This window comes from Pedobacter sp. AK013 (assembly GCF_014205835.1).
In the GTDB taxonomy this organism is placed as follows: domain Bacteria; phylum Bacteroidota; class Bacteroidia; order Sphingobacteriales; family Sphingobacteriaceae; genus Pedobacter.
This window is the reverse complement of sequence record NZ_JACHCQ010000022.1, coordinates 12117-36129: the sequence shown is the minus strand read 5'-3', so window position 1 is coordinate 36129 and position 24013 is coordinate 12117. Positions and strand designations below refer to the sequence as shown.

25 protein-coding genes are annotated in these 24013 nt (G+C 38.2%); 20 read left to right on the top strand and 5 right to left on the bottom strand.

Going from position 1 to position 24013, the window contains the following annotated elements; translation table 11 throughout:
* Nucleotides 1-128: 128 nt before the first annotated feature.
* On the top strand, nucleotides 129-3005 hold the full coding sequence (gene gcvP, locus HDC90_RS15220; RefSeq protein WP_184467804.1) for an aminomethyl-transferring glycine dehydrogenase: 2877 nt from the start codon (nucleotides 129-131) through the stop codon (nucleotides 3003-3005).
* A 417-nt stretch (nucleotides 3006-3422) separates the two neighbouring features.
* Here the strand turns inward: gcvP and HDC90_RS15215 are convergent, their stop codons facing one another.
* The gene (locus tag HDC90_RS15215; RefSeq protein WP_221451865.1) at nucleotides 3423-3734 is read right to left on the bottom strand and encodes a DUF4157 domain-containing protein; all 312 of its coding nucleotides are present in this window, start codon (nucleotides 3732-3734) and stop codon (nucleotides 3423-3425) included.
* 303 nt (nucleotides 3735-4037) lie between these two features.
* Here HDC90_RS15215 and HDC90_RS15210 point away from each other — a divergent pair, with 303 nt between their 5' ends.
* Nucleotides 4038-4256 carry a helix-turn-helix transcriptional regulator gene (locus HDC90_RS15210; protein WP_184467800.1) on the top strand — a complete coding sequence of 73 codons (219 nt, stop codon included), beginning with the start codon at nucleotides 4038-4040 and terminating at the stop codon, nucleotides 4254-4256.
* A 237-nt stretch (nucleotides 4257-4493) separates the two neighbouring features.
* Nucleotides 4494-5081, top strand: coding sequence for a YceI family protein (locus tag HDC90_RS15205; RefSeq protein WP_184467798.1), 588 nt, complete (start codon nucleotides 4494-4496; stop codon nucleotides 5079-5081).
* A 535-nt stretch (nucleotides 5082-5616) separates the two neighbouring features.
* Here HDC90_RS15205 and HDC90_RS15200 read toward each other — a convergent pair.
* A complete protein-coding gene (locus HDC90_RS15200) occupies nucleotides 5617-6384 on the bottom strand; it encodes an MBL fold metallo-hydrolase (protein ID WP_184467796.1) in 768 nt (255 codons plus the stop codon).
* 112 nt (nucleotides 6385-6496) lie between these two features.
* Here HDC90_RS15200 and HDC90_RS15195 point away from each other — a divergent pair, with 112 nt between their 5' ends.
* The 10 genes from HDC90_RS15195 (at nucleotide 6497) to HDC90_RS15150 (ending at nucleotide 15503) form a co-directional block, all read left to right on the top strand.
* Nucleotides 6497-7822 carry a sulfatase-like hydrolase/transferase gene (locus HDC90_RS15195; RefSeq protein ID WP_184467794.1) on the top strand — a complete coding sequence of 442 codons (1326 nt, stop codon included), beginning with the start codon at nucleotides 6497-6499 and terminating at the stop codon, nucleotides 7820-7822.
* A gap of 103 nt (nucleotides 7823-7925) precedes the next feature.
* On the top strand, nucleotides 7926-9626 hold the full coding sequence (gene recJ / locus HDC90_RS15190) for a single-stranded-DNA-specific exonuclease RecJ (RefSeq protein ID WP_184467792.1): 1701 nt from the start codon (nucleotides 7926-7928) through the stop codon (nucleotides 9624-9626).
* An 88-nt stretch (nucleotides 9627-9714) separates the two neighbouring features.
* A complete protein-coding gene (gene lptB, locus HDC90_RS15185) occupies nucleotides 9715-10455 on the top strand; it encodes an LPS export ABC transporter ATP-binding protein (protein WP_108197705.1) in 741 nt (246 codons plus the stop codon).
* A gap of 173 nt (nucleotides 10456-10628) precedes the next feature.
* Entirely contained in the window at nucleotides 10629-12146 is a 1518-nt protein-coding gene (locus HDC90_RS15180; protein ID WP_184467790.1) for a GH3 auxin-responsive promoter family protein, read from the top strand.
* A 90-nt stretch (nucleotides 12147-12236) separates the two neighbouring features.
* Nucleotides 12237-12863 carry a DUF2306 domain-containing protein gene (locus HDC90_RS15175; protein ID WP_255497693.1) on the top strand — a complete coding sequence of 209 codons (627 nt, stop codon included), beginning with the start codon at nucleotides 12237-12239 and terminating at the stop codon, nucleotides 12861-12863.
* Nucleotides 12864-12866: 3 nt separating this feature from the next.
* Nucleotides 12867-13754, top strand: coding sequence for a YARHG domain-containing protein (locus tag HDC90_RS15170; RefSeq protein WP_184467788.1), 888 nt, complete (start codon nucleotides 12867-12869; stop codon nucleotides 13752-13754).
* Nucleotides 13755-13771: 17 nt separating this feature from the next.
* Nucleotides 13772-14206, top strand: coding sequence for a YkvA family protein (locus HDC90_RS15165; RefSeq protein WP_184467786.1), 435 nt, complete (start codon nucleotides 13772-13774; stop codon nucleotides 14204-14206).
* Complete coding sequence (locus HDC90_RS15160) at nucleotides 14187-14507, top strand: DUF2752 domain-containing protein (protein WP_184467784.1); 321 nt, start codon at nucleotides 14187-14189, stop codon at nucleotides 14505-14507. The genes HDC90_RS15165 and HDC90_RS15160 overlap by 20 nt, the downstream gene beginning before the upstream one ends.
* A gap of 8 nt (nucleotides 14508-14515) precedes the next feature.
* Nucleotides 14516-14995, top strand: a complete 480-nt coding sequence (locus tag HDC90_RS25345; RefSeq protein WP_221451864.1) for a CCC motif membrane protein — start codon at nucleotides 14516-14518, stop codon at nucleotides 14993-14995.
* 97 nt (nucleotides 14996-15092) lie between these two features.
* Nucleotides 15093-15503 (top strand): BrxA/BrxB family bacilliredoxin, encoded by a 411-nt coding sequence (locus HDC90_RS15150; RefSeq protein WP_184467782.1) that lies wholly within the window; start codon nucleotides 15093-15095, stop codon nucleotides 15501-15503.
* Nucleotides 15504-15662: 159 nt separating this feature from the next.
* On the opposite strand, the gene cdaA is transcribed toward HDC90_RS15150, so the two are convergent.
* Both cdaA and folP read right to left on the bottom strand, forming a co-directional pair.
* Nucleotides 15663-16454, bottom strand: a complete 792-nt coding sequence (gene cdaA, locus HDC90_RS15145) for a diadenylate cyclase CdaA (RefSeq protein WP_131532925.1) — start codon at nucleotides 16452-16454, stop codon at nucleotides 15663-15665.
* 224 nt (nucleotides 16455-16678) lie between these two features.
* Entirely contained in the window at nucleotides 16679-17530 is an 852-nt protein-coding gene (gene folP, locus HDC90_RS15140; protein WP_184467781.1) for a dihydropteroate synthase, read from the bottom strand.
* A gap of 100 nt (nucleotides 17531-17630) precedes the next feature.
* On the opposite strand from folP, the gene HDC90_RS15135 reads away from it, so the two are divergent.
* Genes HDC90_RS15135 through HDC90_RS15115 form a run of 5 tightly spaced genes read left to right on the top strand, consistent with a single transcriptional unit; the run spans nucleotide 17631 to nucleotide 21396 of the window.
* On the top strand, nucleotides 17631-18176 hold the full coding sequence (locus tag HDC90_RS15135; protein WP_131032057.1) for a DUF1599 domain-containing protein: 546 nt from the start codon (nucleotides 17631-17633) through the stop codon (nucleotides 18174-18176).
* Between the two features lie 36 nt (nucleotides 18177-18212).
* Nucleotides 18213-19364: a BT_3928 family protein gene (locus HDC90_RS15130; RefSeq protein ID WP_184467779.1), complete on the top strand. Its 1152-nt coding sequence runs from the start codon at nucleotides 18213-18215 to the stop codon at nucleotides 19362-19364.
* 2 nt (nucleotides 19365-19366) lie between these two features.
* Entirely contained in the window at nucleotides 19367-20422 is a 1056-nt protein-coding gene (locus tag HDC90_RS15125) for an ABC transporter permease (RefSeq protein ID WP_184467777.1), read from the top strand.
* A gap of 3 nt (nucleotides 20423-20425) precedes the next feature.
* Nucleotides 20426-20872, top strand: coding sequence for a DinB family protein (locus HDC90_RS15120; RefSeq protein WP_184467775.1), 447 nt, complete (start codon nucleotides 20426-20428; stop codon nucleotides 20870-20872).
* A gap of 20 nt (nucleotides 20873-20892) precedes the next feature.
* Nucleotides 20893-21396, top strand: coding sequence for a shikimate kinase (locus HDC90_RS15115; protein WP_184467773.1), 504 nt, complete (start codon nucleotides 20893-20895; stop codon nucleotides 21394-21396).
* A 96-nt stretch (nucleotides 21397-21492) separates the two neighbouring features.
* Here the strand turns inward: HDC90_RS15115 and crtD are convergent, their stop codons facing one another.
* Nucleotides 21493-22983: a 1-hydroxycarotenoid 3,4-desaturase CrtD gene (gene crtD / locus HDC90_RS15110; RefSeq protein ID WP_184467771.1), complete on the bottom strand. Its 1491-nt coding sequence runs from the start codon at nucleotides 22981-22983 to the stop codon at nucleotides 21493-21495.
* A gap of 39 nt (nucleotides 22984-23022) precedes the next feature.
* Between crtD and HDC90_RS15105 the strand changes: the two genes are divergently transcribed.
* Together HDC90_RS15105 and HDC90_RS25750 are read left to right on the top strand one after the other, a co-directional pair.
* Nucleotides 23023-23817, top strand: a complete 795-nt coding sequence (locus tag HDC90_RS15105) for a virulence RhuM family protein (protein WP_221451863.1) — start codon at nucleotides 23023-23025, stop codon at nucleotides 23815-23817.
* The gene (locus tag HDC90_RS25750; RefSeq protein ID WP_370576639.1) at nucleotides 23738-24013 is read left to right on the top strand and encodes a type II toxin-antitoxin system death-on-curing family toxin; all 276 of its coding nucleotides are present in this window, start codon (nucleotides 23738-23740) and stop codon (nucleotides 24011-24013) included. Before HDC90_RS15105 ends, HDC90_RS25750 begins: the two co-directional genes overlap by 80 nt.

Below are 24013 nucleotides of genomic sequence, written 5' to 3'. Positions count from 1 at the left end.
CTTTGCTCATAAAATCTACCTATTTTGTAGCTTTTAAGCATAAATAAGACGCCTTTTTTACACTGATTGATAGTGAAATACAGCTTCATTTTTGCTACCTTTGCACGCAAATTTATTATTCATACCGCATGAGCTTAAATATCCACTACAAGGAAGATTTTCAAAATCGTCATATTGCTCCTAATCAGGCTGATACAGCCGAAATGTTGCACACTGTTGGCGTAAATTCTATTGATGAGCTGATTGAACAAACTGTCCCGACGGCAATTAGGTTAAAACAACCTTTAAACCTGCCTGCAGCGAAATCAGAAACTGAATATCTTGGTGCTTTAAAACAAACTTCATTGTTGAATAAAGTTTTCAAAAGCTTTATCGGTCAGGGTTATTATGACACCATTACCCCGGGTGTAATTTTACGTAACGTATTCGAAAACCCAGGATGGTACACACAATATACGCCGTACCAGGCAGAAATTGCCCAGGGCCGTTTACAGGCTTTGTTAAACTTCCAAACCATGGTTATCGATTTAACCGGGATGGAAATTGCAAATGCATCTTTATTGGATGAAGGTACTGCAGCCGCGGAGGCGATGTTTATGCAATATAGCTTGCGTAAAAATCAGGCGGCTAAAAAGTTCTTTGTTTCTGAATTGCTTTTCCCTCAAACGATCGATATTTTAAAAACACGTGCTAACCCTTATGGCATTGAACTGGTTATCGGAAATCATTTAGATTTTGTAGCCACTGAAGATTTCTTTGGTGCTATTGTTCAGTATCCGGCAGGAAATGGTGAAGTTTTTGATTACAAAGACTTTGCATCTGCATTGCACAACCAAAATATTAAATTAACGGTAGTTGCCGATATTTTAAGCTTAACCTTATTAACGCCTCCGGGCGAGTGGGGAGTTGATGTGGTGGTAGGTACAACACAACGTTTAGGTATCCCAATGGGCTTTGGTGGACCACACGCAGCATTTTTTGCCACTAAAGAAGAATATAAACGTAATATCCCAGGTCGTATTATTGGTGTAACCATCGATAGCCATGGCGATTACGCTTTGCGTATGGCTTTGCAAACCCGCGAACAGCACATCCGTAGAGATAAAGCAACATCAAACATCTGTACCGCACAGGCATTACTAGCTATTATGGCTGGTTTTTATGCTGCTTATCATGGTCCGAAAGGATTAAAAGCCATCGCAGAACGTACACATGGTTTAGCCATCAGTTTAGCCGCTACATTAAAAGATTTAGGTTTTGAGCAGTTAAACGCTGCATATTTCGATACCATCCGTTTCGATTTAGGCGATTTAAAAGGTGGTATCCACTCCGGATGTATCGATAATGAAATCAACTTAAACTATGTTGGTAACGTTGTGACTATTTCGTTCGACGAAACCAGTACTTTCGAAGATGTAGCTTTAATTGCTAAAATCTTTGCTAAAGTTAAAGCTGTCGCAGCCGATCAGGTTGAAGTAGTAGAAAATGTAGAAACCGTTATTCCGGCTGCATTACAACGTACTTCAGCTTATTTAACACACCCAATCTTTAACTCGCATCATTCAGAGCACGAGATGTTGCGTTATATCAAATCATTAGAAGCTAAAGATTTATCACTTTGCCACTCGATGATTGCTTTGGGTAGCTGTACCATGAAATTAAATGCCACGGCAGAGATGATCCCGGTTACCTGGTCTCATTTCGGTCGCATCCACCCGTTTGCCGCTGCAGATCAGGTATTGGGTTACTATTCTGTTTTCAATGAATTGGATAAATGGTTAAGTGAAATTACCGGTTTTGCAGCTATGAGTTTACAGCCAAATGCTGGTGCTCAGGGCGAATATGCGGGTTTAATGGTTATCCGCGCTTATCACCATGACAGAGGCGATTTCCACCGTAACGTAGCCTTGATTCCTGCTTCGGCACACGGAACAAACCCTGCTTCTGCTGCAATGGCCGATATGAAAATTGTTGTGGTTAAATCTTTAGAAAACGGTAATATCGATGTTGAAGATTTAAAAGCGAAAGCAGAATTACACAAAGATAACCTGTCGTGTTTGATGGTAACTTATCCATCTACCCACGGAGTGTTCGAAGAAAGTATTATCGAAATTTGCGAAACTATCCACGCTAATGGCGGACAGGTTTATATGGATGGGGCAAACATGAATGCACAGGTTGGTTTAACAAGTCCGGCTAATATCGGTGCCGATGTTTGTCACTTAAACTTGCATAAGACTTTCTGTATCCCTCACGGTGGTGGTGGTCCGGGTATGGGCCCAATTGGTGTGGCTAAACACCTGGTTCCTTATCTTCCAGGTCATGCTGTGGTTGATATCGACAAAGGAAAATCTATTTCTGCAGTTTCATCTGCACCTTGGGGTTCGGCTTCTATCCTGATCATTTCTCACGCTTATATTGCCATGATGGGTGCTGAAGGATTAACCAACGCTACTAAATATGCCATTTTAAATGCAAACTACATGAAAGCGCGTTTAGAGCAACATTATCCGGTACTTTATTCAGGTGCTCAGGGCCGTTGTGCACATGAGATGATTTTAGATTGCCGTTCGTTCAAAGCTTTCGGAATTGAAGTGACCGATATCGCAAAACGTTTAATGGATTACGGTTTCCATGCACCAACAGTTTCGTTTCCGGTTGCAGGTACCTTAATGGTTGAGCCTACAGAATCGGAGCCTAAACACGAGCTAGACCGTTTCTGCGATGCTTTAATTGCGATTAAAAATGAAATTACTGCAGTAGAAAACGGTACTTTAGATAAAACAGATAACCCATTAAAAAATGCACCGCATACGGTTTCGGTAATTACTGCTAACGAATGGGACCATGCTTATAGCCGTCAAACTGCTGCATTCCCGCTTCCTTATGTATTAGAACGTAAGTTCTGGCCATCGGTTGGCCGTGTTAACGATAGTCATGGTGATCGATCATTGATCTGTGCCTGTCCGCCGGTAGAGAGTTATTTGGAAGAGATCGTTCCTTAGTAAGGTAGAGGGCGGGAAGGTTGAGGGTTTTCTTTTCCATCGCCTTAATTACTCCCGATCGTCATTGCGAGGAGGAACGACGTGGCAATCTATTTAGATAAATTATTATAAATGCCTAGGTTCGTGTCTTCACGAACATATTGATCTGCAAGTTTTATGGATTCGTTTCATAAAACTTGCAGATTTTTTTTGGAAATGAATGCCAGTTTTCCATCGGAGGCTGCAGCCCCGCCATTCGTTTCAATCTTTTTGTTTTGTAAATCCCCTATTATCGTCATTGCTGAGAAGGAACGACGGGGCAATCTTTTACTGTAAGTGAAAACAAAAAGGATTTTCGCTGCTGTCAGGTTTAGAGATGAGGGGATTGGGGTGTAAACACTTTAGTAAGTGCGATATTTAAATAAGCTATTGCTTTATTTATAATTTATTTGCTTTTGATCCCATTTCATTGGCTTTTTTTTCTAAGCCGGCATCATTAATAATTGCGTTTGGTTTTAATTGTGCCGTTGGTTTAACCTTGCCTTTCTTCTGTTGTACCACATGCCATGCCTCGTGTGGTAAATGTCCTTGCTGGCCTGGAGCTATTTGAATATCCGTGCCTTGTGCATAGGCCGAAGCAGCCAATTGTGCAGGTTTATCAGAATTGTAGTGAATATTCACATCATCCATTGAGATACCTGAAAGGGCTTCAATTCCATTTTTTAAATTATCGGGTAATTTTTTTGCCATTATTAAATATAGGAAGAAAATATCGTTTATAATCTTCCACATTTTTATTGCAATTGTTAACTCTTTTGTCCTTGTAGATAACTGCATTAAAAAAATCGATGAGCTGGGTATAAAAGAATAACAGATCTGCATTTGCTTTACCATTTACACTATAATCTATTCTCTAATTTTATATAAAGTCGTAAAAAAATAATGTAATTAATCAATAAAATTAAGTATTAAATTATTTTAATAATGTAATTACGCGTTTTTATGATTTGTAGCCTTATTTTATAAATATTATATTGGGGTTATCTATCAATTATGACTAAAATCAATTATAATAAAATAAAGGCCGCCTTAGCGGAAAAAGGGATAACCAATAAAGAATTGGCTGATGCGCTAAAAATTGCGCCGGAGACCGTCTCAAGCTGGTGTACTAATACGGCTCAGCCTTCAATTAAAAGACTATTTGATGTAGCAACATTTTTGGATGTTGAAGCAGGCGAGCTATTGGTTAGCTGGAGAAAGAGGAATATTTAGAGGTTGGAACAACTCTCCATCCTATGTCTTTTTAGGTTTAGCACAAAAACCCTCTACCTTCCGCCTTCTACCTTTCTGTTCACATAAAAAAGTAAACAAATTAAACCATTGTTATAATCCTGCAGTCAATAGAATGATCTTGAATAAATCCGATTATTTTTGAAAAACTTAACATAGGTCAACAACAGTAAATCGAGAGTTCATCTATATTTATATCAAATTTTAAAAAACCAGAAAATGAAATTAAAAATTAGCTCAATTTTTTTATTAGTGGCAGCAGTAGCATTGTCAGCTTTTAAAAACCCAACTAAACCAGTAACTTATACTGTAGATGCAGCAAAATCAACCATTACTTGGGTTGGTAAAAAAGTAACAGGTTCTCACAACGGAACTGTAGCTTTACAATCAGGTACTTTAGCCGTTAATGGTAAAAGTGTAACTGGTGGTACATTTGTAATTGATATGACTTCAATTAAAGATGCTGATGGCAGCGCAAAATTAGAAGGTCACTTAAAAGCAGACGATTTCTTCGGTACAGCTAAATTCCCAACTTCAACTTTCGTAATTACTAAAGTTGCTGGTTCAGGAGCAAATGTAACTGTAACAGGTAATTTAACTATCAAAGGTATTACTAAGCCATTAAGCTTCCCTGCAACTGTAACAGTTAATGCAGATGGTACAGCTTCAGCTTTAGCAGGTAAAATCGTTGTTGACAGAACTAAATATGACATCAAATATGGTTCTAAATCTTTCTTCGATAGCATTGGCGACAAAGCGATTGATGATAACTTCGAATTAGCCGTTAAATTAGTAGCTAAAAAATAATTATTTCCGTCTCGGAAAAGGAGAGCTCAGACATTGTCTGGGCTTTTTTTGTTTAACCGCAAAGTATGCAGCGTTTTGTACAAAGAGCACTAAGCTTCGCCTCTGAGCGTGCAGAGGAGCATAGCGTTATTAAGAATTCTAAATATGCACCCTGCTGTGTCTTTCGTTTCCTGCTCTGGGACCTTTGTGGTAAAAAAGAATTATAAGAGAGCCTTTCACCGTTTAGGAAAGCAGTTGCTGTACAATAATTAAGGTGAGTTCCCGCTCTGCGCTATATCATTTGGCTGTTCTTCACTGCGTTCGGCACCATAGCCAAAAGGATGTCGCTTTGATCGGTTTAAAGATTAAAGGCAGTGCAAGAAATAAGGGTTGCAGTGTGCAGCGAAATTAAAGATCTCTCCGCTGCGGAGATGACGAAAATATGCAAGTACGTACTGAGATGAAAATAAATTGATTTTAATTCTCAACTCATACCAAAGCCACCATTGAGCTGTTCACGCTAATGACTAATGACTAATGACTAATGACTAATGAACTACCTAATTCTAAACCCACCTTCAACTTCATCCACAAACCCCGTAGCTGCACTTTTGCCATGATAGAACAAACATTCCCAGTTTTCTTCGGCTGCTCTTTTGCCAAATTCTTTGCGGAGTTCCATTGCCTTACGACCATCAAAATCGTATTTGGCAATAAAGTTTTTAACCAGTTCTTCAGGTTCTGGCAATACATCACCACCAAAAAATACTTTCTGTTTACCTTCGGTTAAAAGGAAAACTTGGTGGTTGGGGCAATGGGCTCCTGTAAATTCGTAAGTAATGGTTTCGTCCAATGCGCCATCGCCTTCAACAAATTTCAATTGCGCGTTGCGCTGCACAAAATCGAAAATATCGGTATGGTAAGAAGAAGAAGTGCTGCTAAAAGCCGTTTCCCATTCACCTTGGTTAATTACATATTCTGCATCAGGGAAACTCAACTCAACTTTCTCATTTCCTTGTTTATGGATCATGCCACCAGAATGGTCATAATGTAAATGCGACATCAAAACCTTGGTTACATCCGTCGGGTCGAAACCTGCATTGCGGATGTTTTTATGTAAAATCAGCTCGCCGTGGTCATCACTAAAACCTAAACCCGTGTCAAAAAGAATCAGATCATTCTTTAATTTAACCAAAAATGGCTGAACATTGATGAATAACGATGCGGGTCTGTCTTTAAAATGATGTATAGCGGGGTCGAAAGGCACAAATTTCTTTGTTGCATCAACAGAATAGGTTCCTTCGAATAGGGTGTGAACTTGCAAAATGTAGATCTTTAATGTTTTTACAAAGGTAACAATCTAAACATTAGTATTTGTTTTGGTAAAAGCTTGGATACTTCCTTTTTTTGTAAAATATGATGCTTAAATTTCACACATGAATCTCCGAATCTTAATTTTTCTACTGGCTTGCAGTTTTTCGATACAATTAAAAGCACAGCAAAAACCAAACGTAATTATTGTATTGGCCGATGATATGGGGTATGCCGATATTTCCTGTTATGGAAGTCCGCTGATTAAAACACCATTTTTAGATGGAATGGCTGCAAAAGGGATAAAAGCTACCAACTTTGTTACTACCTCGCCAACCTGTACGCCCTCAAGGGCTTCTTTACTAACAGGTAGGTATTGCAGTAGGATGGATTTACCTTGGCCAATTGGTCCGGGCGATAAACGCGGAATACCCGAAGATGAAATTACCATTGCACAGCTGCTTAAACAATCAGGCTATGCTACCGCTTTGGTTGGTAAATGGCACTTAGGCGATCATGGTGTTTCGCTGCCAAACAAAAAGGGATTTGATGAGTTTTATGGACTTTTATATAGTCATGATTATAGAGCGCCTTATGTTAAAACCGATACCACAATTAAGATATTCAGAAATACCAAACCAGAAATTTATAAACCGCACGATAGCATTTTAACCAGTTCTTATACCCGCGAGTCAATTAAATTTATTAAAAAAAGTGCAGCAGCTAAGAAACCATTTTTTCTTTACCTGGCGCAGAATATGCCACATTTGCCTGTTGCTTTTGCCGCGCAAAAAAGTAGAAAAACACCTTCAGCAGGCGGAGAATTGGGCGATGTGATCGAAGATATCGACGCAGGTTTAGCTGAAATATGGAAACAGGTAGTTGCTTCTGGCCAGGCCGATAATACCATTTTCATCTTCACCAGTGATAATGGCCCATGGATTAATGCGCCACAGCGGATGTATGAGGATGGTTTTACCAAATTTTACCATGTAGGTTCCGCAGGAATTTTTAGGGGATCTAAAGGCATCTCCTACGAAGGCGGTCACCGTGTGCCGTTTATCGTATATTGGAAAGGTCATACGCTTAACAATACTCAGTTAACCAAGCCGATTTCTAATCTCGATGTTTTTCCTACGCTGGCCGAGTGGACCAAGATTAAACTTCCAGAGAAAGTATATGATGGCGAGTCTATCTCTGGTTTGCTAACCAACAAAAATGATAATAAAAAGCACCGCCCAATCTATTATCATAATTATGTTTTAGAAGGTGTAAAAGATGGCGATTGGAAACTGAGGATTACTAAAAAGGATGATAAAGAGCTGAGCGAGCTTTACAATTTATCTTGGGATCCGGCAGAACGTGTGAACTTAATTGACGATGCAAAGTATGCTGATGAAAAAGCACATTTGATGCAGCTTTATCAGGCTTATCCCGGAAATTCGAAGTAAAAACTAACTTTTTGTATTTAAATGCTTTGGACAGTAGCGTGTTAAAGTTTACCACCATCATATTTAATTAAAATGTATATTTACTGTTCGGAGACAGAATTAAATGGAAAAAAGATGGGTGCTGGCATCGGATTGTAATGATGCCACGGTAATTAAAATAGCAGAACAACTCAACATAGATCGCTCATTGGCACAGATACTTGTGCAGCGGAATATTTGTGATTTTGACCAGGCGAAAGATTTCTTTAGACCAGATCTTGATCATCTCCATGATCCTTTTTTAATGAAGGACATGGATGTTGCTATTGCCCGTATCGAAACTGCTCTGGCCACGCAAGAAAAAATATTGATCTACGGCGATTATGATGTAGATGGTACAACATCGGTGGCACTGGCCTTCAGTTTCTTTTCACAGCTTACCGAAAATATAGAATATTATATTCCCGATCGCTATCTGGAAGGTTACGGCATTTCTACCGCAGGGATTGAGTATGCAAATGAAAATGGATTTTCTTTGATTATTGCCTTAGATTGTGGAATAAAATCTATCGATAAAATTGATTACGCCAACACTTTAGGTGTCGATTTCATTATCTGTGATCACCATCTACCCGGAGATGAACTACCTCGGGCTATTGCCGTTTTAGATCCTAAACGTGCTGATTGTGCATACCCTTTTAAAGAACTTGCAGGCTGCGGTATTGGTTTTAAACTGGCGCAGGCTTATGTGCAAAAACATCAACTCCCTAAAGAAACTTATCTGCAATATTTAGATTTGGTAATGGTAAGCATTGCCGCTGATATTGTTCCTGTAGTTGGCGAAAATAGGATTTTAGCTTATTACGGCTTAAAAAAATTAAATACCAACCCTTGCGAAGGTTTGCGTGCTCTGATGGAAGTGTCGGGCAAAACCGAAAACTATAGCATTACCGATGTAGTTTTTACCTTAGGCCCGCGCATTAATGCCGCTGGAAGGATAGACCATGCCAAGCATGCGGTTGCCATGTTACTTTGCCAGGTAGATGGAAACGCACTAGAGCAAAGCGAACTCATCAACCTTAAAAATACTGAACGTAAAACTTACGATCAGGACATTACCCGCGAGGCTTTGGCTTTAATTGGCGAAAGTGATATTTTAATCAATAAAAAAACTACTGTCGTTTTTAACGAAAACTGGCATAAGGGGGTAATCGGAATCGTAGCTTCACGTTTAACTGAAAAATATTATCGCCCTACAATCGTATTAACAAAATCAAACGGACATGTAGCAGGTTCTTGCCGGTCGGTAGTGGGTTTCGATTTATATGAAGCTTTAAGCGGGTGTGCCGATTTACTGGATCAATATGGCGGGCATAAATTTGCTGCAGGTTTAACCATGCAGCAACATAACGTAGATGCCTTTGCTGATAAGTTTGAAGAAATTGTATCGGCTAGTATTACAGAGGAGTTGCTTACACCGATGATCAGGATTGATGCTGAAATCGATCTGGCACAGATAGATGGTAAATTCTATCGCGTTTTATCGCAAATGGGACCCTTCGGGCCAGAAAATATGGCACCTATTTTTGTTACCCACAATGTATATCTCGCACAGCACGCCATGGCTGTTGGTGCAAATCATTTAAAAATTAATATAAAACAACAAAATTCGCCTATTTTTGAAGGCATTGCATTTGGGTTGGCCGAATTTCAAAATCTTTTACAACCAAAGGTACCGTTTTCGGTTTGTTATACGTTAGAGGAAAACGTGTGGCGTGATAAAAAACGTTTGCAATTAAATATTAAAGGAATAAAAGTTAATTAACTATAAAATAAATCGTCGTGCTGAACTTGTTTCAGCATCTGATTAGAAAGATTCTGAACTAAATTCAGGATGACGGAGCAATCAATATATGATATTAAGAGCCGAAAATCTCGTTAAAAAATATAAACAGCGTACTGTTGTAAACAATGTTTCCTTTAACGTAAGTCAGGGGGAAATTGTTGGTCTTTTAGGCCCAAACGGTGCCGGAAAAACAACTTCATTTTATATGATTGTAGGGCTAATCAAACCAAATGAGGGGCGTATCTTCTTGGAAGAAGAAGACATTACTGAAGATCCGATGTACCGCAGGGCACAAAAAGGCATCGGCTATCTGGCTCAGGAAGCATCGGTTTTTAGAAAACTTACCGTTGAGGATAATATCCTGGCCATTTTAGAAATGAGTAAAATGAGCAAGGAGGAGCAGCGAGATAAACTCGAAGAGCTGATTAATGAGTTTAGTTTACATAAAGTACGTAAAAACCGTGGCGATTTATTATCAGGTGGAGAACGTCGCCGTACCGAAATTGCCCGTGCTTTAGCTGCCAATCCTAATTTTATTTTATTGGACGAACCTTTTGCAGGGGTAGACCCAATTGCGGTAGAGGAAATCCAGAGTATTGTTGCCAAACTGAAACATAAAAATATAGGAATCTTAATTACCGATCACAACGTACAGGAAACACTTTCCATTACCGATAGGGCATATCTGCTTTTTGAAGGTAAAATTTTAGAACAGGGTGTTCCAGAGGTGTTGGCTGAGAACGAGATGGTAAGAAAAGTTTATCTTGGATCGAACTTCGTACTGAAACGTAAGAAATTTGATGTTTAATAAATTAATCACCAACAAAAGTATTTCTGTGGACAAACAAATTCTAATTTGGTGTGTTGCCTAATCGCGATGTTAAAACAAACTGCTATAAAATTATTTACGCCGTATAAAAATCTGTGCTTATCTGTGAAAATCTGTGGTAAAATGAAGCTCATTAATTTTAACATTTAAAAATGGCATTTGTAAATTCAATTTTTACCTGGTTAATGAAAAAGCGGATCCACCAGATCGAGCTTTTTATGAAATATCCTTACGACGTTCAGGAAGAGTGGTTTCATACCTTGATTGATAGTGCCGAAAATACCGAATGGGGCAAACTATACGATTATAAAACCATCTTGACTCCACAACAATATCAGGAACGTGTTCCGATCCAAAATTACGATACACTGAAGCCTTACATTGAGCGCATGCTGAATGGCGAACAGAATATTCTTTGGCCATCTGATATCAAATGGTTTGCAAAATCATCAGGTACCACGAGCGATAGAAGTAAATTTATCCCGGTTTCTCCAGAATCGCTGGAAGAGTGCCACTTTAAAGGTGGTAAAGATATGCTATCCATTTACTGCAATAACCGTCCCGATAACCAGATGTTTACCGGAAAAGGTTTGGTTTTAGGCGGTAGCCATCAGGTTAATCAGTTAAATGAAGATTGTTTTTATGGTGATTTATCTGCCGTGCTGATCAAAAACCTGCCAATTTGGGCAGAATACTACCGCACGCCTGATATGTCTATCGCTTTGATGGATAATTACGAAATTAAGATGGATAGAATGGCAGAAGCCACTATCAACGAAAATGTAACCAGTATTTCGGGGGTGCCAACATGGACTATTGTACTGGCTAAAAAGGTGCTCGAACTTACGGGAAAGCACAATTTACTGGAAGTTTGGCCGAACCTCGAATTGTATATTCACGGTGCGGTAAACTTCGCACCTTATCGTGAACAGTTTAAACAGCTCATCCCATCCGCCGACATGTATTATCTCGAAACCTATAATGCATCAGAAGGATTTTTTGGTATTCAGGATCAGGATAACTCAGAAGAAATGTTGCTGATGCTCGATTATGGTATTTTTTATGAATTTGTGCCAATGGAGAATATCTGTGAAGAAAATCCTAAGGCATTGATGCTGGGTGAAGTAGAGTTGCATAAAAATTACGCCATCGTAATTTCTACAAATGGTGGTTTGTGGCGCTATATGATTGGCGATACCATTCAGTTTACCTCGCTTTCTCCTTACCGCATAAAAATTACCGGGCGTACAAAACATTTTATCAATGCTTTTGGTGAAGAAGTGATCATTGATAATGCAGAACAGGCCTTAACTAAGGCTTGCCAGGAAACCGGCGCAGAAATAAAAGATTATACGGCCGGACCGATCTACTTTAAAGATGAAAAAGCCGGTGGGCACGAATGGATCATCGAATTCGATAAACAGCCTAACGATTTTGAAAAATTTGTTGATGTAATGGATCGGACCTTGCGTGAAGTTAACTCTGATTACGATGCCAAACGGTTTAAAGATATGGCTTTAGCCCGCCCTAAAGTGCACAACGCACCCGCAAATACCTTTTACAATTGGTTAAAGGCGAAAGATAAACTCGGCGGACAACACAAAGTACCACGTTTAGCCAATGAGCGTAAATATGTTGATGATATTTTGGAGATGATGAAATCAGCTTAACCTTGATTTAGGTATGTCAGTATGAGCCTGTGGAAATTGATCGCAATTGCTTTCGATATAAGTTATTGGCATTCTTTAACAAAAAAATAGATGAAAAATATCAGCTATAAACGTGTGGCCTGGCTATTGTTTTTTGCCTATTTCTTTGTGTTAATGGTGCAGATTACTTTACGGTATATCCCAATGAGCGGTGAAGTTTCTTTTCTGCAGATTAAACAGACTGAAGTATCAGGAATCAAAGCCTATCTTCCCATATTTTACATCCATGTCTACAGTGCCATATTTGTACTGTTAGCTGGTTTTACGCAGTTTAATTCTAAAATTTTAGCTAAATATCCCAAGGCACATAAATGGTTGGGCTATTTGTATGCAAGCTTTGTATTGTTATTTGCCGCACCCTCTGGCGTTTTTATCGGCTGGTTTGCAAATGGCGGTTTAATGGCTAAAACCTCATTTGTTATTTTAGGTGTTTTATGGTTCTGGTTTACCTTAAAGGCGGTTCTGCTGATTTTGAAAAGGAAAGTCACCGACCATAAAAAGTTTATGTACCGCAGTTTTGCTTTGGCAACTTCAGCCATTACCTTAAGGTTATGGAAAGTTATTTTAGTATATTTATTTCATCTGGCACCAATGGATGTTTACCAGATTATAGCCTGGTTAGGCTGGATACCCAATTTATTAATTGCCGAATGGCTCATTAAACGGAAAATAATTTAATTGATGAAAAAGATCTTATTATTAGCGCTGTTCCCATTTTTGATGCTTTCTTGCAGGGATACTAAAAAAACAAATGAACAAAAAAAGGCCATTGAGGTAGCTCAACCGGAAATCCACAAAGAACTTTACGGTTTTTGGGTCGGCGATTTTTATTCGGAAGATGAACTGGAATACGATGGCGATATGACTGATGCGGTAAGAAAACTCAATATTAATATTAAAAAGATAACCAAAGATACGGTGATTGCTCAGAGTGTGGTTTCAGGGAACAGCCGGCCATTATTAGGTAAACTATTTGACGATGGTGGGAAAATCACTTTTGTGTTAGATGAACCAGGCAGCGATAAGTACGATGGAAAGTTTGAGATCACTCTAGTTGGCGATACCTTAATCGGTAAATGGAACGCTTATAAAACTGAATTGAAATGGCCCGAAAGGTACTTTAAGCTCATTAAAAAGGCATTTACTTACAATGCTAACCTAATGTTGCCAAGCGAAAGCAGTTATGTAGACTGGAGCGATCATAAAATGATAAAAAGAGTGGATACTGCAGAAGACGGAAAAATAGATACCCTAGAGGCAAATGCTTTTTACAGAAGCGCCTCCGATCAGATTTTTAAGTTAAATGCTTCAACCGCTGTGCTCAAAGAAGAAGATGTAAAGAATTTAAGAAAACTAGATCTGCAGATTATTAAAAATACCATTTTCGCCAGACATGGCTATGCCTTTAAAAAACAAACTTTTAGAAATTTTTTCGATCCTGTAGAATGGTATGTTCCTGTTAAAAATAACGTTGATAATGATTTAACACCGATAGAAAATAAAAATATCAAGTTATTAGATCGTTTTACTAAATACGCGGAAGACAATTATGATGCTTTTGGCCGTTAATTTGTAAAGGATTAACCATGAAATTGAACAGGGAAAAAATATTGGGTTTCTTCAAAAAATCGCAAAGCAAAGCTTCGGTAATCTTAAGTGATAAAACCAAAGCCAGCAATACGATTAAAGACGCGCTTGGTAAGGCAGTAACCAATAAAGGCGATTTAGAAGGGGTTTGGGCCAAGCTGGTATTGTTATTTGCTGTTTCTAAAGATTATGTGAACGGCGATTATACCGAAATTCCTAAAAGATCAATCATTGCCATTTTAGGAGGACTGATTTATTTTTTATCTCCTATTGATGTAATTCCGGATTTTGTACCTGTTCTGGGCTTTGTTGATGATATTTATATCCTAAACCTGGTGTACAGGCAAGTGATTAAAGACCTGGAGAAGTATAAAGCCTGGAAAGATGCCCAGGGAAAATTTATTGGTGATATAAATGGCTCAACCGCAACATAGTTTTCTAGATTGGCTGGGAAATCACCTTTTTAGCTGTCCCTTTAAAGCGAATTTTGGGATAGATTGTCCAGGATGTGGTTTGCAACGTTCGGTTTTGGCCCTTTTTAAAGGGGATTTAATCGCATCGTTTAAATTTTATCCCGCAACAATCCCACTCGTTTTTGTGGTGTTATTTACCATCGTACACCTAAAAGTAGATTTTAAATTTGGGGCACAGCTCATCAAAATCGTTTTTGCAGGAGTTGCAGTAATTATTTTAATCAATTACATTTACAAAATATACACTCACCAATTGATCTAAATACAGCTATGTCAGAAGAACAAGAGACCCCTCAGGAAAATAAACCTATTGATCTTTCAAAAGATCAAAAACCAGAACCTGCCCCATTTCAGCCTTGGGGTAATGGGCCAGTAACCCCACCACCCTTTCAACAACCACCGCCATTTAGCCAGTTTGGAGGAGGAGGCTTTGGTCAGCAGAACTTACCAAATGCTACAGCTTCTCTTGTGTTGGGTATTTTGGCTATACCTGCGTGCTGTTTTTACGGCATATTTGGATTGATATTCGGCGTAATAGCTTGGATATTAGGAGCTGGCGATATGAAAAAATATCGGTTCAATCCGAGTTTATATACAGAATCATCATATAAAAATGCAAAAGCAGGCAAGATCTGTGGAATGATTGCAACCATTTTAAGTGCACTATTTATCGTGATGGTTATATTAGTCATAGCTGGAGCCATCGCTAATCCTCAGATGTTTGATAACTTTATCAAAGGCTTGAAATAGATAATTAATTTTACCTTAAAAATATAAATCGGATGGTGCATGCCATTCGATTTTCTTATTTTTGTACCATTGATATTGTAAATAAAAAACTAAGATAATGTATCCAGAATATTTAGTAGAGCCAATGCGTAAGGAATTAACCACCGTTGGTTTTCAAGAGTTAAAAAATGCAGCAGACGTAGATCAAGCTATTAAAGGCGAGGGAACTGTATTGGTAGTTGTAAACTCTGTTTGCGGTTGCGCGGCAGCAAATGCACGCCCAGCGGCTAGAGCAGCGGCTGCACATGAAAAACATCCTGATAAATTGGTTACTGTTTTTGCAGGTATGGAAAAAGAAGCAGTAGATCAGGCTAGAAATTACATGATGCCTTTTCCGCCATCTTCTCCGGCAATGGCTTTATTTAAAGATGGTAAATTGGTTCACATGATCGAGCGTCACCAGATTGAGGGTAGACCAGCGCAAATGATCGCTGATAATCTGATCGGTGCTTTTGAGCAATACTGCTAGGAAATGATTACACAGATTGGGAGATTATACCGATAAAAGATAATTTCAATTTATAATGAAATGGTGAATGGAAACATTTACCATTTTGCGTTTAATGGGTTGATGAATAAGATTAGCTTTTACTGGGAGGTTATTTTACTGGATCGTCACCTGTGATTACTAAAAATCCTTATTGAGCAATTTTTCCAGTTCTCCGAAAGAAACATTCATCCTTACACGGCCCTGTTTGGCATAAGATATTTCTCCGGTTTCTTCTGAAATAATTACTGCAACGGCATCGGTTGTTTCAGAAACGCCAATACCTGCGCGGTGCCTTAAACCGAACTGTGAAGGTAACTGGTCGTTATCCGTTAAAGGCAAAATACAACTGGCACTTTTAATCTTGTTTTCAGAAATAACCACGGCCCCATCATGCAGCGGACTGTTTTTCTGAAAGATACTTTCCAGCAAACGTTTTGATATTTTGGCATCAACAAGCTCACAGCTATTGGCAAAAAACTGCTCATCGTAGAATTTAACAAATACCATTAATGCTCCTGTACGCGTTTTCTTCATGCTTTTACAGGCGTCGATAATTGGTTTTATACGGGTTAAATTATTTCTTTCAATCTCTTTTCGGCCAAATAAATACCCCCACCAGGCCTTATTTTTTTGTAAAAAAGCATTTTTTCCGATCAGTAAAAGGAAACGCCTGATCTCTGGGTGGAAGATCACAATCAATGCAATAATTCCCACACTCATAAATTTCTCTATGATGGCTGTAAGTAGCTTCATGTGCAAAGCATCAACAATACGATAGAATATTGCGATAATAAGCATTCCAACCAGCAAATTAACAGCTAAGGTATTGCGGATTAGGGTATAAACGTAATAGATTAAAAGTGCCACAAGCACAATGTCAACCACATCGGTAATGGTGAATTTTACAAAATCAAAATCTAATCCTTTCATTAATGGCAATATAGTAAAACGGTTTTCAGTTTACAATATCGGTTAATTGTTTAAACTGGTTAATTGTTTAATAAAGATCGTCACCCTGAATTTATTTCAGGGTCTCTTGAGAATAGATGCTGAAACAAGTTCAGCAGGACGAACCTAAGAGGAGTCATCACCTTGATCATTTTAGGATATAATAACAAATATTTGACCAAGGTAATTAATCCAATAGCGGCAGTTTAACCCAACATCTCCACCAACTGCACACATTCTACTGCTTCCTTAACATCATGTACCCTTAAAATTCTGGCTCCTTTTTGCAGCGCAATAGTATTAAGTACCGTGGTTCCGTTCAGCGCTTCTGCTGCCGTAGTACCAAGCGTTTTATAAATCATTCCTTTACGCGAGAAGCCTACTAAAACTGGGAGTTTGAAAATTTTAAAAGCCTCCATCTGTTTAAGTAGTTCGTAATTATGCTCGATCGTTTTTCCGAAGCCAAAACCAGGATCAATAATTACATCATGGATGTGCAGGGCCTTAAGGGCGGCAATTTTTTTCGCCAGATAATCAATTACTTCTAGCAATACATTGCTATAAACCGGATTTTGCTGCATGTTTTGAGGCGTACCTTGCATGTGCATCATGATGTATGGTACTTGCAGCTTGGCTACAGTCTCGAACATCTGTTCATCCATATCGCCAGCGGCAATATCGTTAATGATATGCGCACCTGCAGAAATGGTTTCCTGAGCAACTTTCGCCCTGAAAGTATCGATGGAAATAACTGCCTCCGGAAATGTTTTTACTAAATTTTCTACCACTGGTACCAAGCGGTCAACCTCTTCATTGGTAGAAATATCCTTGGCGCCTGGTCTGGATGAGTATCCGCCTATATCAATAAATGTAGCACCTTCACTTAAGTACTGGGCCGCTTTGCTTAAAGCTTCATCTATCGATTTTGTGCGACTATTGCTGTAAAAAGAATCTGGGGTAATGTTTAAAATCCCCATCACTTTTGGCGTACTTAAATCGATAAGCTTACCTTTAATGTTTAAGCTTTGTTTGGGCTCAAAAAAGTTTTTTTCTGCCATAATAAACCCTTTCGGGGATTTGGGTTTCGCTTTAAAAATGTATCTTTAGCTTTTGTTTTTTCACGACAAAAATACACTAAAAACTAAATAATTATTGGCTTTGGCACAAACAAATACCTCTACAGAATTCGATGAAGTGATTGCAGTTTGCAGATCATTATTTTTAAAAAAAACTAAAGATTATGGCACAGCGTGGCGGATATTGAGGCCAAGTTCGATCACGGATCAGATTTTTATTAAAGCGCAGCGCATTCGTACTTTGGAGGAAAAAAAAGTGAGCAAAGTGGGAGAGGGTGTAATATCCGAATATATTGGGATTGTAAACTATTGCATTATTGCCATGATGCAACTCGAATTGACTGAAAGTGACCCGAATGAAATGCCTTATGCCGAAGTTGAAAAAAGGTTTGAAGAAAAGGTAACGGAGACCAAAGATTTAATGTTTGCCAAAAATCACGATTATGGAGAGGCTTGGCGTGATATGCGCATTAGCTCATTAACAGACTTAATTTTAATGAAAATTTTTAGGGTTAAACAGATAGAAGATAACGAGGGACAAACCCTGGCTTCGGAAGGTGTTAATGCGAATTATCAGGATATGCTGAACTATTCGGTTTTCGCGCTAATTAAACTCGGAGTTAAATAAATAGCATAATAGCCTTTAAAAAATAGATACATACAGATGCGAAACATACTTTTAAGATTCTCCAGGATTTTTGTCGGTGCTTTATTCATATTTTCAGGACTAATTAAAGCGAATGATCCGCTTGGCTTTGGCTATAAATTACAGGAATATTTTGAAGTTTTTCACATGAATTTCCTGAGCGGGATGGCTACTGGTATTGCCATTTTACTTTGTACTTTAGAAATTGTTCTCGGGGCCTTATTGCTGTTGGGTTTCTGGAGTGAAAAAGTAGCCTGGGGTTTATTGCTGCTCATTATCTTTTTTACCCTGCTAACATTTATATCTGCGGCGTTCAAAGTAGTTACCAGCTGTGGCTGTTTTGGCGATGCCATTCCACTTACCCCATGGCAATCGTTCAGTAAAGACCTGATCCTTTTAGCGCTGATCATTGTTATTTTTCTAAATAAGAACCTGATCCAGCCTTTGTTCAAAAAAGAAACCATTCAAAGAAATATTGCCATTGCCGTAACAGTTATATCTTTAGGTTTTGGACTGTATACTTATAATGTTTTGCCGATTATCGACTTCCTGCCTTATAAAGTTGGTGCACATCTTCCATCATTAATGGTGATTCCTCCAGGAGAAAAACCAGATGAGTTTGAAATCATGTATCACTTAAAGAACAAGAAAACCAATGAAGAGAAAGATATGAGCGATAAAGCCTATCTTAAAACTGAGATTTGGAAGGATAACAATTGGGAAATTATCGGCGAACCGGCAAAAAGACTAGTTAAGAAAGGTTTTGAACCAAAAATTAAAGATCTGAACATTACTGATGCTTCGGGTACTGATTATACCAAAGAACTGATCGAAAACCCCTACTATAATTTAATTTTTGTGGCTTACGATCTTCATTCAACTAATGAAACTGCTATTGGTAAATTAAACGCCTTGGCCTTAAACGCTACTCAGCAATTTAATATCCGTACGGTATTGCTTACGTCCAATTCTGCTCAGGATGCACAGGCCTTTATCAAAAAGAACAATCTGTTTTCGGAGGTTTTTTATGCCGATGCCGTGCCCTTAAAAAGTATGGTAAGAGCAAATCCTGGTGTTTTATTGATGAAGAACGGAGTAGTGATCAATAAATGGCATTTTCATAACGTTCCTACCTTCGACCAACTTAGTCGAAAATATTTCGATAAATAAACATGATCGGATACGCACTAAAAAAACTGATGTATGGACTGCTGGTAATGGGTGGTGTAATATTGGTTGTTTTTGTGCTGTTTAATATTTTGCCTGGCGACCCTGCACGGATGACGATGGGACAAAGGGCCGATGTACAGTCGCTTGAAGCCGTTCGTAAAGAATTTGGTTTAGATCGATCCAAACCTGTCCAGTTCGTTTTATACATTAACGATTTATCGCCAATTAGTATTCTGGATAATGATAGCACCAATCAACAGAAATACCATTACGCAAAACTGATGGCTTTTGATAAAAAGGCACTGGTGATTAAATGGCCATATCTTCGTAGTTCTTACCAGACCAAACGCGATGTAACGGCTATACTTTCGGAAACAGTACCGAATACTTTTATCCTGGCTTTAACAGCAATGATTTTTGCCACAATAATTGGTGTCTTTTTAGGGGTACTTTCAGCAGTTTATAAAGATTCATGGATCGATAAATCAGCTAATGCATTTGCTATTCTGGGTATATCGGCACCTTCTTTTTTTGCTGGAATTATTATTGCCTGGCTGTTCGGCTTTTTGCTGAGCAATTATACAGGGCTAAAAATGAGCGGTAGCTTATATTCTTACGATCCATTTAATGGTGAAGTATTAACCTTAAGAAATTTGTGGTTGCCGATGATTACCCTTGGTTTAAGGCCTTTGGCTATTATTGTGCAGTTAACCAGAAGCGCTATGCTGGATGTTTTGGCACAGGATTATATCAGGACTGCCAGAGCTAAAGGCTTAAGTAGAAATACTATAATTTATAAACACGCTTTAAAGAATGCCATGAACCCAGTAATTACGGCTATTTCAGGATGGTTTGCCTCTTTATTGGCAGGTTCCTTTTTTGTAGAGTATATTTTTGGCTATAATGGCTTAGGAAGAACAACGGTAACCGCCTTAGAAATGTCTGATTTTCCCGTGGTGATGGGGTCTATTCTTTTTATCGCTTTCGTGTTTGTGGTCATCAACATTCTGGTTGATATTTTATATGCTTATGTCGATCCAAGGGTTAAATTAAGTTAAACGATGCAGGAAGAAGAAATCATCAATTATACCGAGTTTGCTGATGGTCGGATTATCGAAATATTTAAACTAGCAACAATTGAATTGTCGGATGCAGAACGCTTATTTAGTCATGTGCTTAATGCGCAGCATATCTGGGCACAACGGATTTCTGGTAAGAAACCGCTTTATGGTGTTTGGTATACCCATCCAAAAGAAGACTTTGAATCCCTTTCTTTAGAAAATTTTAAACTGATCAGGGAGGCATTGAGTATTTATCCTTTAGATAAAAAGATTTTGTACCGCAACACACAAGGTGTTCAGTACGAAAACCGATTAGATGAAATTTTATTTCATTTATTTAATCATTCTACTTATCATCGCGGACAGGTTGTAACTTTATTAAAAAAAGAAGGTTTTACACCACCTGTAACCGATTATATTATGTTAAAACGCGATCACTTACTTTAGGTTGGTTAAATAGAACACACATGAAAATTTTCCTTATCGGATATATGGGCTGCGGCAAAAGTACAAAAGCTAAACAGTTGGCACATCGTTTAGAATGCCCAGTGATTGATCTTGACGCTGAAATTGTTTCAAAAACCGGTAAAAGCATTGCCGAATATTTTGCCGAATATGGAGAAAGTGGCTTTAGGGAGTATGAAAGCGAAATGCTTAAAACCTTCGATTATCCAGAAACCTGTGTGGTAGCCACTGGAGGCGGATTGCCATGTTTCTTCGATAACATGGAATGGATGAATGCACATGGAGAAACGGTTTACCTGCAAATGGAACCTGCTGCTTTGGTTTCACGTTTACATAATCGCCAAAAGCGCCCGTTGATTAAAGATTTAGATGATGAGCAGCTTTTAGTATTTATCAAAGAAAAGCTTCAGGAACGTGATCCTTTTTACACCCAGGCAAAGGTAATTGTAGACGCATTTGATCTTGATGGGGAAAAGCTCGAGGAGGCACTTAAAGGGAGTCGTTAGCCTGCAGTCCTTAGTCTGGAGTCTTCAGTCTATAGTCGATAATTGCTTTTAGCAATACTGCTATATATCGTGAGCTATCAACCATGAACCATTAAACTATTGACCAACCACTGAACTGATATCATCATCAATTATCTTAGCCGATAACAAAGCAAGTGGAATTCCTCCGCCCGGATGTACACTGCCACCGCAGAAGTATAAATTTTTAACTTTTGAACTGAAATTAGAGTGCCTTAAAAAGGCAGAAAACTGGTTGTTTGAACTGTTACCGTACAGAGAACCCTGATACGATCCTGTTTTGCTTTCTATGGATCTTGGATCTAAGATCTGTTCACAAATAATGTCTTTTTCAATATTTCTGTTTAACAAACGGCTGATCTTTTTGATAATATTTATCTTGGCTTCTTTAATCAACACATCCCAGTTTTGACCGTTATTAGCCGGAACGTTTATCATTACAAACCAGTTTTCACTGTCTGCAGGTGCATCACCCCTGATATGTTTACTGCTGATGTTGATGTATACTGTAGGATCTTCGCAAATGGTTTTATCTTTCCAGATGGCATTAAATTCCTTTTGATAATCTTCAGTAAAGAAAATATTGTGTAAACCTAAATCACTGTAATTCCCATCCATTCCCCAGTAAAATATTAATGCTGAACTGCTGCGCTCCTGATTTAAGAGCTTTTTAGGTTTGGGTATGGCTTTAAGCAAATTTTTATAAGTAAACCAGATGTCTAGGTTTGAAACAACAACATCGGCCTTATAGGTTTTATCATTAACTTTTACGCCCTGTACTTTGGGTTTAGGTTCATTAGAATATATAATTTCTTCAGCTTTTTGGTTGTAATGAAATCTTATTCCTAACTCTTCAGCCAATTTTACTAAGGCAGTAACGATACTGTACATCCCGTTCTTTGGAAGAAAGGCTCCATAGCCGTACTCGAAATGTGGAATTATATTCAATGTGGCCGGTGCCTGATAGGGATCGGAACCATTATAGGTGGCATATCGGTTAAAAAGTTGTGCTATTCTATCATCCTTAAAGAACGCTCGGTTTGCTTTTGCCTGTGTTCTAAAAGCATCAATCTGGCCAAAGCGGAATATCGATTTTAAGGTATCCCAATGGAGGTAGCTTTTAAGTTTGTGCAAACTTCTTTCTAAAAAAACGCGATGAGTAACCTCGTAGATTGTCTCGCTTTGTTTTAAATATCGCTTGACTTCTGCTGCGGTTGAATTGGTTTTCTCTTCTATTTCTTTAGCAAATTTATCAAGATCGGAGGTGGCGTTTAGCCTTAAACCATCTTCGTAAAAGTAACGGCAAACTTCTTTTAGTTTAATGTATTTAAAATAATCCTCAGGGTTTTTACCAGCCAGTTCAAAAAGTTCATCCACATATTGCGGCATGGTAAAAAGACTTGGACCGGTATCGAACCTGAAACCATTCATTTCTATTTCACCCAGTTTGCCTCCGGGTTTAGAGCCAGCTTCGAAAACATCAACTTCATAACCTTTAATTGCAAGGCGGATAGCAGATGCAATTCCCGCAATTCCTGCTCCGATAATTATCGCTTTTGGTTTAGGCATAGTGCGAAAATAGAATAAATATTTTACTAACTTAAGGCAATGACTAAGGATGAAATTATAATTTATAAAAATGAGGAGGGATTGCCGGCAATAGAAGTGGTTTTCGGTAATGATACTGTTTGGCTTACTCAGCAGCAGATGCAACAGCTTTTCAATAAAACTAAACAGAATATAAGTCTCCACATTAAGAATATATTTAATGAAAATGAACTAGACAAAAGTTCAACTGTCAAGAAATCCTTGACAGTTCAAAAAGAAGGCGATAGATCAGTTAGCAGAGAAATCGAATTTTATTCTTTAGATGTGATTATATCAGTTGGCTATCGGGTAAAATCGGTTGAGGGAACAAAATTCCGTATATGGGCCAATCAGATTTTAAGAGATTATCTGATAAATGGGTATGCCTTAAATCATAAAAAATTACAAGAGCAAAGTCAGCAACTTAAAGAATTAAAGCAGGCGATTAAGTTGGTCGGTGCTGTTCAAAATAACCACTTGCTTAATCATGATGAGCTAAAGGATACCTTTAAAATTCTTACAGATTATGTTTATGCTTTAGATGTTCTTGATCGTTATGACCATCAGCAGCTAGAAAATGAAGTTTCTGGCCATAGGGGCGATTTCAAAATAGATTATGATTCTGCACTTGAAGCCATAGATGATTTGAGGGTGAAATTTGGAGGAAGCAAACTCTTTGGAAATGAAAAAGACCAATCATTTAAAAGTTCATTATATACCATTTATCAAACATTTGATGGAGAAGAGCTTTCCGAGTATGGAAGAAAAAGCGGCCAATCTATTATATTTCGTAGTAAAAAATCATTCATTTTCTGACGGAAATAAACGGATCGCTGCCTTTTTATTTGTTTGGTTTCTGGATAAAAATAAAATGCTCTACCGCGAAGATGGTACAAAAAGAATTGCCGATAATGCGCTGGTTGCGCTTACATTACTTATTGCAGAAAGTGATCCTAAAGAAAAAGAGATGATGGTTAAAGTAGTTATTAATTTGATCAACCATAAAAACTAA

Bases quoted from the DNA above. Each gene is read 5' to 3' on its own strand.
- gcvP (WP_184467804.1), top strand. From the start codon at position 129: ATGAGCTTAAATATCCACTACAAGGAAGATTTTCAAAATCGTCATATT.
- HDC90_RS15215 (WP_221451865.1), bottom strand. From the start codon at position 3,734: ATGGCAAAAAAATTACCCGATAATTTAAAAAATGGAATTGAAGCCCTT.
- HDC90_RS15210 (WP_184467800.1), top strand. From the start codon at position 4,038: ATGACTAAAATCAATTATAATAAAATAAAGGCCGCCTTAGCGGAAAAA.
- HDC90_RS15205 (WP_184467798.1), top strand. From the start codon at position 4,494: ATGAAATTAAAAATTAGCTCAATTTTTTTATTAGTGGCAGCAGTAGCA.
- HDC90_RS15195 (WP_184467794.1), top strand. From the start codon at position 6,497: ATGAATCTCCGAATCTTAATTTTTCTACTGGCTTGCAGTTTTTCGATA.
- recJ (WP_184467792.1), top strand. From the start codon at position 7,926: ATGGAAAAAAGATGGGTGCTGGCATCGGATTGTAATGATGCCACGGTA.
- lptB (WP_108197705.1), top strand. From the start codon at position 9,715: ATGATATTAAGAGCCGAAAATCTCGTTAAAAAATATAAACAGCGTACT.
- HDC90_RS15180 (WP_184467790.1), top strand. From the start codon at position 10,629: ATGGCATTTGTAAATTCAATTTTTACCTGGTTAATGAAAAAGCGGATC.
- HDC90_RS15175 (WP_255497693.1), top strand. From the start codon at position 12,237: ATGAAAAATATCAGCTATAAACGTGTGGCCTGGCTATTGTTTTTTGCC.
- HDC90_RS15170 (WP_184467788.1), top strand. From the start codon at position 12,867: ATGAAAAAGATCTTATTATTAGCGCTGTTCCCATTTTTGATGCTTTCT.
- HDC90_RS15165 (WP_184467786.1), top strand. From the start codon at position 13,772: ATGAAATTGAACAGGGAAAAAATATTGGGTTTCTTCAAAAAATCGCAA.
- HDC90_RS15160 (WP_184467784.1), top strand. From the start codon at position 14,187: ATGGCTCAACCGCAACATAGTTTTCTAGATTGGCTGGGAAATCACCTT.
- HDC90_RS25345 (WP_221451864.1), top strand. From the start codon at position 14,516: ATGTCAGAAGAACAAGAGACCCCTCAGGAAAATAAACCTATTGATCTT.
- HDC90_RS15150 (WP_184467782.1), top strand. From the start codon at position 15,093: ATGTATCCAGAATATTTAGTAGAGCCAATGCGTAAGGAATTAACCACC.
- cdaA (WP_131532925.1), bottom strand. From the start codon at position 16,454: ATGAAAGGATTAGATTTTGATTTTGTAAAATTCACCATTACCGATGTG.
- folP (WP_184467781.1), bottom strand. From the start codon at position 17,530: ATGGCAGAAAAAAACTTTTTTGAGCCCAAACAAAGCTTAAACATTAAA.
- HDC90_RS15130 (WP_184467779.1), top strand. From the start codon at position 18,213: ATGCGAAACATACTTTTAAGATTCTCCAGGATTTTTGTCGGTGCTTTA.
- HDC90_RS15125 (WP_184467777.1), top strand. From the start codon at position 19,367: ATGATCGGATACGCACTAAAAAAACTGATGTATGGACTGCTGGTAATG.
- HDC90_RS15120 (WP_184467775.1), top strand. From the start codon at position 20,426: ATGCAGGAAGAAGAAATCATCAATTATACCGAGTTTGCTGATGGTCGG.
- HDC90_RS15115 (WP_184467773.1), top strand. From the start codon at position 20,893: ATGAAAATTTTCCTTATCGGATATATGGGCTGCGGCAAAAGTACAAAA.
- crtD (WP_184467771.1), bottom strand. From the start codon at position 22,983: ATGCCTAAACCAAAAGCGATAATTATCGGAGCAGGAATTGCGGGAATT.
- HDC90_RS15105 (WP_221451863.1), top strand. From the start codon at position 23,023: ATGACTAAGGATGAAATTATAATTTATAAAAATGAGGAGGGATTGCCG.
- HDC90_RS25750 (WP_370576639.1), top strand. From the start codon at position 23,738: ATGGAGAAGAGCTTTCCGAGTATGGAAGAAAAAGCGGCCAATCTATTA.